This window comes from Nitrobacter winogradskyi Nb-255 (assembly GCF_000012725.1).
In the GTDB taxonomy this organism is placed as follows: Bacteria; Pseudomonadota; Alphaproteobacteria; order Rhizobiales; family Xanthobacteraceae; genus Nitrobacter; species Nitrobacter winogradskyi.
On record NC_007406.1, the window covers coordinates 1,987,492 to 2,001,461 of the forward strand.

At 63.0% G+C, this 13,970-nt stretch carries 14 protein-coding genes and 1 pseudogene; 4 read left to right on the top strand and 11 right to left on the bottom strand.

Annotated elements, in window-relative coordinates:
* Positions 1-3: 3 nt before the first annotated feature.
* The 9 genes from NWI_RS09470 to NWI_RS09510 form a co-directional block, all read right to left on the bottom strand.
* On the bottom strand, positions 4-969 hold the full coding sequence (locus NWI_RS09470) for an OmpA family protein (protein ID WP_011315071.1): 966 nt from the start codon (positions 967-969) through the stop codon (positions 4-6).
* A 28-nt stretch (positions 970-997) separates the two neighbouring features.
* The gene (locus tag NWI_RS09475) at positions 998-1,342 is read right to left on the bottom strand and encodes a hypothetical protein (protein ID WP_011315072.1); all 345 of its coding nucleotides are present in this window, start codon (positions 1,340-1,342) and stop codon (positions 998-1,000) included.
* Positions 1,339-2,697 carry a pyruvate dehydrogenase complex dihydrolipoamide acetyltransferase gene (locus NWI_RS09480; RefSeq protein WP_011315073.1) on the bottom strand — a complete coding sequence of 453 codons (1,359 nt, stop codon included), beginning with the start codon at positions 2,695-2,697 and terminating at the stop codon, positions 1,339-1,341. Before NWI_RS09480 ends, NWI_RS09475 begins: the two co-directional genes overlap by 4 nt.
* Positions 2,698-2,709: 12 nt before the next feature.
* Entirely contained in the window at positions 2,710-4,107 is a 1,398-nt protein-coding gene (locus tag NWI_RS09485; RefSeq protein WP_011315074.1) for a pyruvate dehydrogenase complex E1 component subunit beta, read from the bottom strand.
* 27 nt (positions 4,108-4,134) lie between these two features.
* A complete protein-coding gene (gene pdhA, locus NWI_RS09490) occupies positions 4,135-5,157 on the bottom strand; it encodes a pyruvate dehydrogenase (acetyl-transferring) E1 component subunit alpha (protein ID WP_041345562.1) in 1,023 nt (340 codons plus the stop codon).
* Positions 5,158-5,347: 190 nt separating this feature from the next.
* Positions 5,348-5,665: an FtsB family cell division protein gene (locus tag NWI_RS09495; RefSeq protein WP_011315076.1), complete on the bottom strand. Its 318-nt coding sequence runs from the start codon at positions 5,663-5,665 to the stop codon at positions 5,348-5,350.
* Positions 5,666-5,724: 59 nt separating this feature from the next.
* A complete protein-coding gene (locus tag NWI_RS09500; protein WP_011315077.1) occupies positions 5,725-6,282 on the bottom strand; it encodes an NADPH-dependent FMN reductase in 558 nt (185 codons plus the stop codon).
* Between the two features lie 61 nt (positions 6,283-6,343).
* The gene (locus tag NWI_RS09505) at positions 6,344-6,931 is read right to left on the bottom strand and encodes a protein-S-isoprenylcysteine O-methyltransferase (RefSeq protein ID WP_011315078.1); all 588 of its coding nucleotides are present in this window, start codon (positions 6,929-6,931) and stop codon (positions 6,344-6,346) included.
* 15 nt (positions 6,932-6,946) lie between these two features.
* Positions 6,947-8,203 (bottom strand): hypothetical protein, encoded by a 1,257-nt coding sequence (locus NWI_RS09510; RefSeq protein ID WP_011315079.1) that lies wholly within the window; start codon positions 8,201-8,203, stop codon positions 6,947-6,949.
* Between the two features lie 219 nt (positions 8,204-8,422).
* Here NWI_RS09510 and NWI_RS09515 point away from each other — a divergent pair, with 219 nt between their 5' ends.
* The gene (locus tag NWI_RS09515) at positions 8,423-9,097 is read left to right on the top strand and encodes a hypothetical protein (protein ID WP_011315080.1); all 675 of its coding nucleotides are present in this window, start codon (positions 8,423-8,425) and stop codon (positions 9,095-9,097) included.
* Between the two features lie 164 nt (positions 9,098-9,261).
* Positions 9,262-10,236 carry a hypothetical protein gene (locus NWI_RS17610; protein WP_011315081.1) on the top strand — a complete coding sequence of 325 codons (975 nt, stop codon included), beginning with the start codon at positions 9,262-9,264 and terminating at the stop codon, positions 10,234-10,236.
* A gap of 91 nt (positions 10,237-10,327) precedes the next feature.
* Here the strand turns inward: NWI_RS17610 and NWI_RS17615 are convergent, their stop codons facing one another.
* Positions 10,328-10,552, bottom strand: coding sequence for a hypothetical protein (locus NWI_RS17615; RefSeq protein WP_148203825.1), 225 nt, complete (start codon positions 10,550-10,552; stop codon positions 10,328-10,330).
* Here NWI_RS17615 and NWI_RS16475 point away from each other — a divergent pair.
* Together NWI_RS16475 and NWI_RS16485 are read left to right on the top strand one after the other, a co-directional pair.
* Positions 10,551-11,540: a hypothetical protein gene (locus NWI_RS16475; protein WP_148203826.1), complete on the top strand. Its 990-nt coding sequence runs from the start codon at positions 10,551-10,553 to the stop codon at positions 11,538-11,540. The two genes, NWI_RS17615 and NWI_RS16475, sit on opposite strands and share 2 nt — an antisense overlap.
* Before the next feature lie 122 nt (positions 11,541-11,662).
* Positions 11,663-12,241, top strand: a pseudogene (locus NWI_RS16485) (autotransporter outer membrane beta-barrel domain-containing protein); the annotation flags it as partial.
* 98 nt (positions 12,242-12,339) lie between these two features.
* Here NWI_RS16485 and eno read toward each other — a convergent pair.
* On the bottom strand, positions 12,340-13,620 hold the full coding sequence (gene eno / locus NWI_RS09530; protein WP_011315083.1) for a phosphopyruvate hydratase: 1,281 nt from the start codon (positions 13,618-13,620) through the stop codon (positions 12,340-12,342).
* Positions 13,621-13,970 lie beyond the last annotated feature (350 nt).

Genomic DNA, 13,970 nt, shown 5'->3' on the forward strand with positions numbered 1-13,970 from the left:
TCCTCAATTCGTGGCGTCGACCAGTTCGACACGCCGGTTCAGCGCACGCCCCTCTTCGGTGCGGTTGGTCGCCATCGGAGCAGCCATGCCGACTCCAAGCGGCGTCAGGCGCGCCGCGGCGACGCCATGCTCGCGGCTGAGCGACTCCACGATAGAACGCGCGCGGCGATACGACAGGTCGCGGTTGTAGTCGAGCGCGCCCTTTGAATCAGTATGCCCCACGATCAGCACCTTCAACTCGGGTTGAGCTTTCAAGAGTTTGGCGATCTCGTCGAGCTGCGGCTTCGAGTCGGAACGCATGGTGTCCTTGTCGAAGTCGAACAGGATGCCGTGAATCGCGACACGCCCTTGCGAAGCGATATCACGCTGCATGGCGGACGACTCCACCACGACCATCCGCTCTTCCATTGGCTTGGCTTCGGTGATTTCGAGAAGCGCCAGCGCACGGTCCTTGAGCGGCCCGCCACCCGAGCGGTGCATGATCACATACAGCGAGGCATAGACGTCGCCTTCCGCGCGCTTGAGCCGCGCGGCGACGTAGCGCTGGTCGGCCTGCTGATCGCCGAACAGCATGTAGAGCGGGTCGCCGGCGATCGCGAGGCTGAAATTCCGGCCACCGCAGGTCTCACGCTCGCAACTGAACATCGTCTCGAAGCCAGCCTTCTTGAGCGCCTGCTCGTAGTTGCGAAACACCTCCAGCGACGAGCGGCCTTCCGGCATCTTGTAGGCGATCTGGGTGAACTTGCCCTCCAGCGGAGTCACGGAATTCGCGTTCTTGTCCTTGCCGCCGTAGTTCTTTATCAGCGCGGTCGCGAGTTTGTAATCGGTGAACGCCTCCTGCTTGTAACGAAGGATCTCCGAGCCGTCATAACGCGGCAACAATGGATGGTCCTTGGACCCCTTGATGTCCGCCGCCTGCACGGACGCCGCGACCAGAACCACACCAAGAGACATCAGGAAGGTCCGCATCTTTTTTCCTTCACACGCTCGGTCGAATTTACGACTTGCACTGCTTCTCGCCGAGATCGACCCGAACGATCCGCGACGGTCCCGGCATCGGTCTCCCGCCCGGACTCTTCGCCGGCTCACGCACCACCGTGGCGAGGATCGCGCAATTGCCGCCATAAATATTGAAACGACCCATGCCAATCCGTTCGATACGATCGACCACGCCGAGTCGCTCGGGAAAATCACGCATCGCAACGATCGCTGCAAAGTCCTGCCACACTGTGAACCGTGGTGGCAATTCGGCGCGCGCCGAACCCGTCACGCCAATGCACGGGCTTGCTGCCAGGATCGCAACCGCGAGGGATTTTCCGATGGTCATTGCCGGCGTGGTCACACCATCATCATCACGGGATTCTCGATCAGCGTCTTGAACGCGCCGATCAACTCCGCGCCGAGCGCGCCGTCGACCGCGCGGTGATCGCAACTCAAGGTCACGCTCATGATCTGCGCCGCCTCGATCCTGCCGCCCCGCACGACCGCCCGCTCCTCGCTGGCGCCGACCGCGAGGATCGTGGCGTGCGGCGGGTTGATGACCGCGGTAAAATCCTTGATGCCGTACATGCCGAGGTTGGAAACGGCCGTGGTGCCGCCCTGATATTCCTCGGGCTTGAGTTTGCGGGCCCGCGCCCGCGCGGCAAAATCCTTCATCTCGGATGAGATGGCGGAGAGTGTTTTCGTTTCGGCCTTGCGGATGATCGGCGTGATCAGTCCGCCCGGCATCGCGACGGCGACGCCTACATCGGAATGCTTGTGTTTCAGCATGCCGCCTTCGGTCCAGCTCACATTGGCGTTCGGCACGCGTTGCAGCGCCACCGCCATCGCCTTGATGACGAAGTCGTTGACCGAGAGCTTGTAGAGCGGCTTCTTTTCCTTGTCCTTCGGCGCGGACGCGTTGATCTCTTCACGCGCGGACAGCAGCCGCCCGATGTCGCAGTCCATCGTCAGATAGAAATGCGGAACGTTCTGGATCGACGCGGTCAGGCGCTGCGCGATCGTGCGGCGCATGTTGTCATGGGGGACGAGTTCGTAGGAGCCGTCCTCGAACAGCGACAGGATCTGCTTGTCCGACATCGATGGCGCGATCGACGGCGCGCCTGCCGGGGCGGGCGCAGCCGCCGCCTTCAGGCCCTTGCCGGACTTCGCCTGCTCCACGTCGCGCGCGACGATGCGGCCATGCGGACCGCTACCCTCGATACGCGCCAAGTCAATGCCGGCTTCACTGGCGAGCCGCCGCGCTAGCGGCGATGAGAAGATGCGAGCGTGGCCGTTCGCCGGCTGCGCCGCTTGCGATCCGGATGATGCAGGCTTGGACGCAGGGGCGCGGGAGGATGGTTCCGGAGAACCAGCCGCTTCGCCGCTGCCAGCTTTCGCATCCGCCCTGGATTCTGGTTTTGCTTCGTTCCCAGGCGCTGCCGTGGCTCCGCTCGCCGCCGCCTTCACGTCCTCGCCGTCACCGGCGAGCACCGCGATGACGTTGTTGACCGGCACGTCCTGCGTTCCTTCCGGCACCAGGATCTTCGCGATGGTGCCTTCGTCCACCGCTTCGACTTCCATGGTCGCCTTGTCGGTTTCGATCTCGGCGATGACGTCCCCGGACTTGACCGCGTCGCCCTCCTTCTTGAGCCACCTCGCGAGGTTGCCCTTCTCCATCGTCGGCGACAGCGCGGGCATCAGGATGTTGATCGGCATGATTTGCCCCGCTTACCGGTAACAGACGGCCTTGGCCGCGGCGACGACTTCAGCCACCGACGGCAACGCCAGCTTTTCGAGATTGGCCGCATATGGCATCGGCACGTCCTTGCCCGAGACGCGCATCACCGGCGCGTCCAGATAGTCGAATGCGTGTTCCATGATGCGCGCGACGATCTCCGCGCCGACGCCCGACTGCTGCCAGCCCTCTTCCACGGTCACCGCGCGGCCGGTCTTCCGCACCGACGCCACGATGGTTTCGGTGTCCATCGGCCGCAGCGTGCGAAGATCGACGACCTCGGCCTCGATACCTTCCCTGGCGAGTTCATCCGCCGCCTTCAATGCGTAGGTCATGCCGTTCGACCATGAGACCAGCGTGACGTGCTGACCGGTTCGCGCGATCCGCGCCTTGCCGATCGGCAGCACATGGTCATCGAGTTTCGGCACCGGACCGGTGTGCCCGTACAGAATTTCATTCTCAAGGAAGATCACCGGATTGGGATCGCGGATCGCGGCCTTCAAAAGCCCCTTGTGGTCGGCGGCTGAATACGGCGCGATCACCTTGAGGCCGGGGATCTGCGAGTACCACGCCGAATAGTCCTGACTGTGCTGCGCGGCGACGCGCGCCGCGGCGCCGTTTGGACCGCGAAACACGATTCCGCAGCCCATCTGGCCGCCGGACATGTAAAGCGTCTTGGCGGCCGAATTGATGATCTGGTCCATTGCCTGCATGGCGAAGTTGAATGTCATGAACTCGACGATCGGCCTCAGGCCCGCCATCGCCGCGCCCACGCCGACGCCGGCAAAACCGTGCTCGGTGATGGGCGTGTCGATCACCCGCCGCGCGCCGAATTCCTGCAGCAGGCCCTGCGACACCTTGTAGGCGCCTTGATATTCTGCGACCTCCTCCCCCATCAGAAAGACATTGTCGTCGCGGCGCATTTCCTCGGCCATGGCGTCACGCAACGCCTCGCGGATGGTCATGGTCACCATCTCGGTGCCTTCCGGCACCTCGGGATCCTCTGAAATTCCGGGGCGGGGTGAAGCGGCCATCGGCTTGCCCTCGCCGGCCGGCGAGCGCGACTCCGCAGCCGGGGCGGATGACGATACGCTGGAAAATTTCGGCTCTGTCTTGGACTCTGTCTTGGCCAGATCGGCCGCGCTTTCGCCGTCCGCGAGAATGGTGGCGATCGGCGTATTTACCGCCACGTCGGCGGTCCCTTCAGGGACCAGTATCCTGCCGAGCGTCCCCTCGTCGGTAGCCTCGACTTCCATGGTTGCCTTGTCGGTCTCGATCTCGGCAATGACGTCGCCCGACCTGATCGTCTCGCCCTCCTTCTTCAGCCACTTGGCGAGGTTGCCTTTCTCCATGGTTGGCGAAAGCGCGGGCATCAGAACTTGAATTGGCATGATCGCTCCGAAAAAAGGCTTGCGCGCTCAGCGATAAATATCGGTGTAAAGTTCGGACGCGTCGGGCTCTGGATCGTTTTGCGCGAAGTCCGCGGCTGTATTGATGATCTCGCGCACCTTGGCGTCGATCTTCTTCAATTCGTCCTCGGAGACCTTGGAAGCCAGCAGGCGGTTGCGGACCTGTTCGATCGGATCCTGATCGTGCCGGACCTTGTCGACCTCCTCGCGCGTCCGATACTTCGCCGGATCCGACATCGAGTGGCCGCGATAGCGGTAGGTCTGCATTTCCAGGATGTAGGGACCGTTGCCCTCGCGGCACCATTTCACAGCCTTGTCGCCCGCCGCCTTCACGGCGCGGACGTCCATGCCGTCGACCTGCTCGCCGGGAATGTCGAAGGACACGCCGCGCCTGGAAAAATCGATCTGCGCAGACGAGCGCGCCACCGACGTGCCCATCGCATAGCGGTTGTTCTCAATAATGTAGACGACCGGGAGCTTCCAGAGCTGCGCCATATTGAAGCTCTCATAGACCTGGCCCTGATTGGCCGCCCCGTCTCCGAAATAAGTCAGGCTGACGCGATCGTTTCCTCGATAGCGATTGGCGAAGGCGAGACCCGTCCCGAGCGACACCTGCGCGCCGACGATGCCGTGGCCGCCATAGAAATGCTTCTCCTTGCTGAACATGTGCATGGAGCCGCCCTTGCCCCTGGAATAGCCGCCGCGCCGCCCGGTCAGTTCGGCCATCACGCCCTTGGCGTCCATGCCGCAGGCCAGCATGTGCCCGTGATCGCGATAGCCGGTGATGACCTGATCGCCCTCCCCGAGCGCCATCTGCATGCCGACGACGATCGCCTCCTGGCCGATATAGAGATGGCAGAAGCCGCCGATGGCGCCCATTCCGTAGAGTTGGCCGGCTTTCTCCTCGAAACGGCGGATCAGCAGCATTTCGCGCAGGGCGTGAAGGTCCTGCTCGCGCGTGAACGAGGGGGACGGCTGGCTTTTCGAGCCGCTGCCTGCCGCCTGCGCGACGTTCTTCTTGGATGCAACCATGGTCATTCCGGATGCGAGAAAGGGTCACTCTCTCTAGCCCAACTCAGGCAACCTTGAAAGCGCGTGATATCAATGATGTTCGCCTCGCCGCGAAATTCCGTGACCGAAAACCGGAGGTTTTTGAAATTACACAAAAGCCTTTTGCAAAAAGGCTGAAGTGCCGCAAGCGCGGCTGCTGCCAGAGGCGTTTTTAATCCCGGCGGAGGACGTGAATCAGCTCGTGCGGATTCGCGTAGTGAAGCTGATAGCGGACGCGCTCGTCGAGCATGTCGGGATCGATTCCGCTCGCGCGCAAAAGCGCGACCCGCTTCTCGCCTTCGGCGCGCTCCGCCTTCAGCCGCGCCAGTTCGGACGTCAGCGCGATGATCTCCTGATCGAGATCCTGCCGCGCATTCAGCCCGTACTTGCCGGTATAGGCGTTGACGCCGAAATAGCCGACGATCATGGCGGCCATCGCATAGAGAGCGAGGCCGGTGAGCAGCGATCGGAGGCGTGAGCGTGAGACCATGGCCCGACGATGCGACGGTCCGGTTAATGCTTCGCTAACAAACTCACTGGCCCCGGTTGCTACTGTTGATGCCGCGCCACCCAGGCGGCGAAAGTCTTGATGTAGGCCTCGAGAAACTCGCGCAGCGAGGTCTTGACGAGTTCTCCCTTCTCATCGAACGCATCGCCGATGCCGCCGATATAGGCTTCCGGCTGCTGCAAGACCGAAACGTTGAGAAAAACCAGCGACTGGCGCAGATGATGATTGGCGCCGAACCCGCCCAGAGCGCCCGGCGAATTGCTGATCACCCCGCCGGGCTTGCCGTTGAAAACGCTCTGACCATAGGGACGCGATCCGACGTCGATGGCGTTTTTCAGCACGCCGGGAACGGACCGATTGTATTCGGGCGTCACGAACAGGACGGCGTCAGCTTTCCTGACACGATCGCGAAAATCCACCCAGTCCGCCGGCGGCGTCGCGTCCAGATCCTGATTGTAGAGAGACAATCCATTCAGCGTGACGACATCAAGCTGAAGCGACGGCGGCGCGAGCGCCGTCAACGCCCTGGCGAGCTTCAGCGAAAACGACTCCTTGCGAAGGCTGCCGACGATGACGGCGGTGTTCAGTTGGGATGCCATGAAAAGATCCTATGGTTGCGCGGCCCTCATGGCCGGCTGAATCCGCGCTCTCGATCTCCGGTCAATACACGCCGGGAATGATGCGGTGAGTTTGCTGCATGTAGCGGCGATAGTCTTCCCCGAACGTCTCGATCATCATCTGCTCCTCGAAGCGCACGCGTGCGAAGAACAGCAGCGCCACGGCGGCGACGCCGCTGAAGGCGGCGACGACGTTCGGCAGCAGGCAGGCTTGCGCGAGCGCCCACAGCCAGAATGAAGCGTACATCGGATGACGGATCGATCGGTACACCCCGGAGCGAACGACCCGATGCCCCTCACGCACTTCCAGTGAGGCCGACCATTGCCGGCCGAGATCCTTGTGCGACCGGCGGAACAGCCAGAGCGAGAACGCGAACAGCAGGCTGCCGAGTACGACGAGACCGTAACCCGGATCGTAAGCGAAAGCGCGCGGCCATCCCGTCGCGAGATTCACCATCGGAATCACAAACAGTCCGGCAAAGGCCGCCGCTAGAAGCAGGCGCTCACGCAAGGTGCCGTCACGCCGCAACGTCGCGGTACCCCGCGCACGCCGAGCATAGGGATAGCGAATAATGAACCAGGCGACGAGACCGATAAGCCATATCGTCTGTCCGAGGGTGATCGAGGACATCAGCCGCCGCCGTGCTTAAGCGACGCCGGCGACGGCGGCGTCCGCCGACCTGCTCGCGGCAGCGGCCGTCCCGGAGGATGCGCGTTGCAGGAGCGCCCCATCCTCTCCGAAACGATCGACGCCGCCGCGGGGCGACGTGATCTCCTCGAACGGCAGCGGACCGCAAATGATCAGGCAATAGTCGTAGTTGGCGCGCACGCTGTTTCCCATCAGAAATTTATAGTGCAACAGCATGAAATTGAACCGGTGACGCCGGAAGCTAGCCCTGTCCATCATGTCGTGCAACTGGACGCGGCGGATATCCGGACGCCCGCCGGAGCGCTCGCGGCTGACGCGCTTTAACATGACCGGATCGAAGCGATAGAAACTGATGGCGTCGTCGCGGGCGTGATACTCGGTCCACGGAATTCGCATCTCTCCGGCAACGGCTTGCGCGGCCTGACGAATGTGCTCGCCGCGCGGATGCAGCGAGAATTTCGCGATGGTGGAGCCGACGGTCAGAATACACAAGGAACGGCCACGCCCCGCAAGTTCGGGATCCCGCTTGAGCGCGCGCGCCACCGCGTCCATGACCAATGCGGCGCCGAGGCAGTGACCGATGATGACGACCTCATCGACATCGGCGTTACGCACCCGGTCAAGTATCCGCTCCGCGAACCGGTCGATCCGGGCATCCATTCGCGGCCGCCGCCCGTATACAAACTCGCGCGAAAAGATCCAGTCGTCGAACACATGGTTGATCGGACGCCGCGAGCCCAGCAGGCGCAACAAGCCAGCACCGACGCCCACGGCCGTCGCCGCCCCGAGCACGCCCGCCGGGAATCCGCTCACGCCCGTGAGCCTGACCAGGCCATATCCGGCCGCCACTCCGCATCCGATGAACCCCGCGACGCACAGATACGGAAACAGAAAGAAGCCGGCATACTTCCAGTTCGCGTACATGAAACGGAACAGCGTACCGGTCACGATGAAATCGACCAGCGTGACGAAGCTCCGCCATAGGCGCGACCACATCCCGCGCGCATGATCTTCAAGGATCAGATCGTCCCACCGCAGCATTTCATAGGACGTGCGCGTGCTCCAGTTAGGCCCGGACGCCTCGACGATCCAGGACGCGCTCACCGGCGTCGCGTCGATCGCGCTCACGATCCCGGCCCTCACGCCCCAGGTGCGCTGGAAAACCGACAGCGATCGCGCGAGGCGGCTCACTTGCTGCGCCGGCGAAATAGGATCGTAACCGCCGATATGAAACACATGCCGCCGCGCGATCATTCCGTCACTTCCGTGGGCATCTATTTTCAAGAAGGAAGCGATGTCGATTCTCCCCGTCCCCAAACACGATACCCAACTTCGACCTCGAATACTTCCCTGGAAAACAAGTTCAGCTGTGACAATTCAGTCACAACGCACAGGATTCCCGGTTACACAATTGACGAGAGAATGCGAGGGCGCAAATACTAAACGTCTAAGAGATTCATATGGAACTTATCGATGCCGACTGGTTTTCCGCCTGCTCAACGTGGCCTGCGTGCCGGGATCGGAGGTCTTATCCTGTTCGCGCTCGGCGGATTCCTGACAACCTCCGCCCTTGCGCGATCCTCTACGCCTCACAGGCCGGGTCATGTGTATCTGATGCGGGGTCTGTTCAACGTATTTTCGCTCGGCATGGACGATCTGGCCGCAAAGCTCCGGAAAGTCGGCGTAAAGGCCGAAGCCGTGTCCTATACGTCGTGGTCCTCGCTCGCCGACAGCATTACCGCTGATTTTCGCGCCGGCAATCGCGAGCCGATCATTCTGATGGGCCATTCATATGGCGCGGATACGACAATCTCCCTGGCGCACAAGCTGAACCAGGACAGGATTCCCGTGGCGCTGATCGTGAACTTCGATCCGACGCAGCCGGACCGGGTTCCGCCCAATGTCCGCCGAATCATCAATTTTTACGTGCCGACCGACTGGGGACGTCCCGTGGAGCCCGGCAAAAAGTTTCGCGGCCGCCTGTCCAACCTCGATGAGAGCGGCAAGCACGGTCATTTCGAGATCGACAAGGCCGACGAGCTTCATCGCAAGGCAATCGCCGCCGTGCTCCAGGCAGTCGGACGAGGCGCTCCTCGCATCAAACGGCCTGCCGAGCACGATCAAGTCTCGGAAGCGCCCGCGCGCTGAGATCCCTTAGCTGATTGAATCGAAAGTAAGTTTGAGATTGGTGTTTTGACGCGTTTTCGTCATGCGGATCATTATTCATCCTCGGGTCAAGCCCGCGGACATATTCATTCGGAAACGCGATAAGTGCTGGGTCGCACCATTTGGCGGTTTATTTGGGGGTCAATATGCCACGTTCGGCCAGCGCAGCGCGCGCCGCTTTTCTATCCACGGCGCTGCTGACACTTGCGGTCGCCGCCGATAGCGCACCGGCCTTCGCCCAATCCTTCGGCGGTGACGGCGGAACAGCCGCGGGAACACCCGCCGCGGCCGGCGGAGGTTTCGGAATCGCGGAAGAGAACGGCACTGTTGCGAATGGTGGCGCCGGGGGCGGCGGCGGCGCGGGCGCGGCAGGCGGCAACTCCGTCACCGGGCAGTCAGGCGGCACGGCCGGTCTTGACGCCGATCAAGCCGACGGCGGACAGGGTGGCGATGGCAACATGACCGCAACGCCTGGTGTCGCCGGCAGCGGCGGCGGCGGCGGGAACGGCTTTATCGCAGCCGGAGGTTCGGTAGCCATCACCACGGGGTTTCGGGGCGGCCATGGCGGTGAGGGAGGACGTTCGCTCGGGGAACACGGTGGCGGCGGCGGAGCCGGCGGTTATGGCGTCGTCGATCTTATCGGCACGGCATTTCTGTTCGATCTCGGTTCCGGAACCCTTCAGGGCGGCAATGGCGGCGACGGCGGCGACGGCGTTTATATCGGCGCCCCCGGCGCGGCGTTGACAATTGTTTCGGGCACGATAGAGGGCGGCGGTGGAGGTTATGGAGGACGGTTCGCAATTCTCAATCACAACGCAGCGTATACTGCTGGCAGTGGCGGAGACGGCGGAGCCGCATTGTTGCTTCATGCGGGCGCATCGCTGTCGAATCATGGTGTCATTCGCGGCGGTGACGGCGGCCATGGCGCCCCTGGCGTCATGAGAATCAACAGCACTGAAGGAGACGGCGGCGATGGCGGCGCCGGGATCGTCGCGAACGCAACCTCCATCATAAACACAGGAACAATCTCAGGCGGCAACGGCGGGGTCCGAGGATGGGATGTTTTGGTACCATCCGCCAAACAGGAGCCGGCGGAGTTGGCATCGCCGGATCGAACCTGAGCATCGTCAACGCCGGGTCGATCATTGGCGGGACGCAGAACGATGGATCGATGCGTGTGGCCGCGGTCGCGCTCTCGGGTAGCGGCAATCGTTACGAGATGTAGGCGGGATCGAGCACGCTCGGCAGCGTCGTGGTCGCGCCGGGCGGCGCCAGCAACATCCTGGCGCTCGGCGGCGCGTCGAGCGGCAGCTTCGACGTTTCGAAGGTGGTCGATACCGCCACCGCCGGCATGACGGATGAGTATGCCGGTTTCACCGGCTTCGAGAAGACGGGCTCCTCGATCTGGACGCTGACGGGCACCAGCAGCTCGGCCATGCCCCTCACCGTCAACGACGGCACGCTGTTGGTGAACGGTTCGACCGCGTCGTCGTCGCTGACGACGGTGAACGCTGGCGAAACGCTTGGCGGCGGCGGTACGGTGGGCAACACCCTCGTTAACGGCGGCACGCTGTCGCCCGGCAATTCGATCGGCACGCTGACGGTGGCCGGCGATCTGGTGTTCACCTCGGCATCGACCTACATGGTCGAGGTGTCGCCGGCGAACAGCGACTTCACTTACGTCACCGGCACGGCAACGCTGGGCGGAGCCACTGTTCAGGCGCGGTTCGCACCCGGCAGCTACGTCGAGAAGCGCTACACCATCCTCACCGCCGGCGGCGGCGTGAACGGCTCGTTCTCCGGGCCGGTGAACACCAACCTGCCGGCCAACTTCAAGAGCGCGCTCGCGACCGACGGCAACAACGCGTATCTGGACCTCGCGCTCGATTACAAACCACCTCAATACGGCAACGGCCTCAACCGCAATCAACAGAACGTCGCCGCCACGCTGGAGAACTTTTTCAGCAACACCGGCGGCATTCCGCTGAGCTTCGGCGCATTGACCCCGCGCGGACTGTCGCAAGCCTCGGGCGAGATCGCGACCGGCGCATCGCAGGCGGCGTTCAACGCGCAAACCCTGTTCCTCAACGCGCTAACCGATCCGTTCACGACAGGCGCGCAAGGCGCGGCTCCCCCGCCCCCGTCTTCGCAGGCGATGGGTTACGCGGCAACGCCACACGAAAGCAGACTGCGCGACGCGTTCGCATCGCTCTCCGTCAAGGCGCCGCCGCTTTCCGCTCCAGTCTTCGAACCGCGCTGGCGCACGTTCGGCAGCGGCTACGGCGGATCGGCGGCAACGCCGCGATCGGGAGCCATGACGCGACCAGTCATGTTTACGGCGGCATGGGCGGCGCGGCCTACACGCCTTCGCCGGGCACATCGCTCGGCTTTGCGCTCGGCGGCGGCGGCACCTCGTTCGGCCTGAGCGACGGACTTGGCTCCGGACGCTCCGACCTGTTCCAGGCCGGCGTGTTCTCCCGCCAGGCCCTGGGCTATGCAGGCTACCTGACCGGGGCCTTCGCCTACGGCTGACACAACGTTTCCACCGAGCGCGTGGCACCGACCGGCGAGCGGCTACGCGGCGCCTACAAGGCCAGCGTGTTCTCCGGGCGCATCGAGGCAGGCTGGCGCGTCGAGACAGCATTGGCGGGCGTGACGCCCTATGCCGCAGCCCAGGCTATCAGCTATCGGCTGCCGTCCTATCTCGAACAGGGCAACGGCGCGATCGACAGCTTCGCGCTCGGCTATGTGGCGCGCAACGTCTCCGCGCCCCGGAGCGAACTGGGCCTGCGGCTCGATCGCACCACGGTGATGGCTGATGCGCTGCTGACGTGGCGCGGCCGCGCGGCGTGGGCGCGCAACTTCAACACAGCGCGTGATGTGGCGGCGACGTTCCAGTCGCTGCCGGGCACCGGATTCCTCGTCAGCGGCGCGGCGATGGCGCCCGATGCCGCGCTGGTGCCGCCGGAGCCGAAATCAACTGGCGCAACGGCTTCGCGCTTGCCGCGAACTTCGAGGGCGAGTTCTCCGACAACTTATCCAGCTACGCCGGCAAGGGAACGCTGCGATACGCGTGGTGAGAAACTCCGCGCCGGCGTGTCCCCTCGATTCGAGAGCTGGCCATAAGCATGATCCGATCAAGTTGAATCGGACCATGCCGTGGAAATTATTGTTCGGGCGCATTTTCTTGCGGCGAACCGGTATCCACTTCGCCGGAAAATACTCTAAACAGCCTTGAGCGCGGCACGGCCCGCGTACTTCGCCTGGGCGCCAAGCTGCTGCTCGATGCGCAGCAACTGATTGTACTTGGCGGCGCGGTCCGAACGCGACAGCGATCCGGTCTTGATCTGTCCGCAATTGGTGGCGACCGCGAGGTCGGCGATGGTGGAGTCTTCGGTCTCCCCCGAGCGATGCGACATGACGGCGGTATAGCCGGCCTTGTACGCCATCTCGACGGCGGCAAGCGTCTCGGTCAGCGTGCCGATCTGGTTAACCTTGATGAGGATGGAATTGGCGCGGCCATTCCGGATGCCATCGGCGAGCCGCGTCACGTTGGTGACGAACAGGTCGTCGCCGACAAGCTGGCAGGTCTTGCCGATCATGTCGGTGACGAGCTTCCAGCCCTCGAAATCATCCTCGGCCATGCCGTCCTCGATCGAGACGATCGGATAGTCCGAGGCCAGCTTGGCGAGATATTGTGCCTGTTCCTCGATCGAACGGGTCTTGCCCTCGCCCCCGTAAACGTACTTACCGTCCTTGAAGAATTCGGTGGACGCCGGATCGAGCGCCAGCGCCACGTCGTCGCCCGGCCTGTAGCCGGCCTTGACGATCGCGCCCATGATGAAATCGAGCGCCGCACCGGCCGACGGCAGGTCCGGCGCAAAACCACCCTCATCGCCGACGTTGGTGTTGTGGCCGGCCTTCTTCAGTTCGGACCTCAGGGTGTGAAAGATTTCCGATCCGCAGCGCAGTGCGTCCGAGAACGTCTGGACGCCGACCGGCATGATCATGAATTCCTGGAAGTCGATCGGATTATCGGCATGCACGCCGCCGTTGACGATATTCATCATCGGCACCGGAAGCGTCCGCGCCGTGACGCCGCCGACGTAACGGTACAGCGGAATGTCGAGGGAATCCGCCGCCGCCCTGGCGAGCGCCAGGGATACGCCCAAAATCGCATTGGCTCCGAGCCGGCCCTTGTTCGCGGTCCCGTCAAGCTCGATCAGGGTCTCGTCGATCTGCGCCTGCTGCTCGGCGTCCATGCCCCCGATCGCATCGAAGATTTCACCGTTCACGGCGTCCACCGCTTTTCGGACACCCTTGCCGTGATAGCGGCTATTGTCGCCGTCGCGCAGTTCGACCGCCTCATAAGCGCCGGTCGAAGCCCCGGACGGCACCGCGGCCCGGCCCATCGCGCCATCTTCGAGCACCACGTCGACCTCGACGGTCGGGTTGCCGCGGCTGTCGAGAATTTCGCGGCCGATGATGTCTACGATGGCAGTCATAAGAACCTCTTGAGTCACTGGATCACGATGGTTGGATCGAACCGGTCCAGAACCATCAACGTGATCGATTCCAAATATTCTGAGAAGCGGGACGCGGGCAGAAAACCGTTACCTGCTTTTCCTCATCCCGCTTTAGTGTCCCGATTCCGACGTTCGCATACCCTTGCCGCAACCTCTGATGCGAACTTCGGAATCAAAGAGACACTAGCAACTTTATGATTCCAGTGTGGTTTAGGTTGAGAAGTTCGCTTGACGGACTCGATGGGGCAATGAAGCGAACATCTGAACCACACTAGATTTTGCGCTGCTTCTACAGCAATGCTTGTGGGTGGGAAAGGCTATGAATCATG

Bases quoted from the DNA above. Each gene is read 5' to 3' on its own strand.
- NWI_RS09470 (WP_011315071.1), bottom strand. From the start codon at position 969: ATGCGGACCTTCCTGATGTCTCTTGGTGTGGTTCTGGTCGCGGCGTCC.
- NWI_RS16475 (WP_148203826.1), top strand. From the start codon at position 10,551: ATGCCCCTCACCGTCAACGACGGCACGCTGTTGGTGAACGGTTCGACC.
- NWI_RS17615 (WP_148203825.1), bottom strand. From the start codon at position 10,552: ATGGCCGAGCTGCTGGTGCCCGTCAGCGTCCAGATCGAGGAGCCCGTC.
- NWI_RS17610 (WP_011315081.1), top strand. From the start codon at position 9,262: ATGCCACGTTCGGCCAGCGCAGCGCGCGCCGCTTTTCTATCCACGGCG.
- NWI_RS09500 (WP_011315077.1), bottom strand. From the start codon at position 6,282: ATGGCATCCCAACTGAACACCGCCGTCATCGTCGGCAGCCTTCGCAAG.
- NWI_RS09485 (WP_011315074.1), bottom strand. From the start codon at position 4,107: ATGCCAATTCAAGTTCTGATGCCCGCGCTTTCGCCAACCATGGAGAAA.
- NWI_RS09505 (WP_011315078.1), bottom strand. From the start codon at position 6,931: ATGTCCTCGATCACCCTCGGACAGACGATATGGCTTATCGGTCTCGTC.
- NWI_RS09495 (WP_011315076.1), bottom strand. From the start codon at position 5,665: ATGGTCTCACGCTCACGCCTCCGATCGCTGCTCACCGGCCTCGCTCTC.
- pdhA (WP_041345562.1), bottom strand. From the start codon at position 5,157: ATGGTTGCATCCAAGAAGAACGTCGCGCAGGCGGCAGGCAGCGGCTCG.
- NWI_RS09515 (WP_011315080.1), top strand. From the start codon at position 8,423: ATGCCGACTGGTTTTCCGCCTGCTCAACGTGGCCTGCGTGCCGGGATC.
- NWI_RS09480 (WP_011315073.1), bottom strand. From the start codon at position 2,697: ATGCCGATCAACATCCTGATGCCCGCGCTGTCGCCGACGATGGAGAAG.
- eno (WP_011315083.1), bottom strand. From the start codon at position 13,620: ATGACTGCCATCGTAGACATCATCGGCCGCGAAATTCTCGACAGCCGC.
- NWI_RS09510 (WP_011315079.1), bottom strand. From the start codon at position 8,203: ATGATCGCGCGGCGGCATGTGTTTCATATCGGCGGTTACGATCCTATT.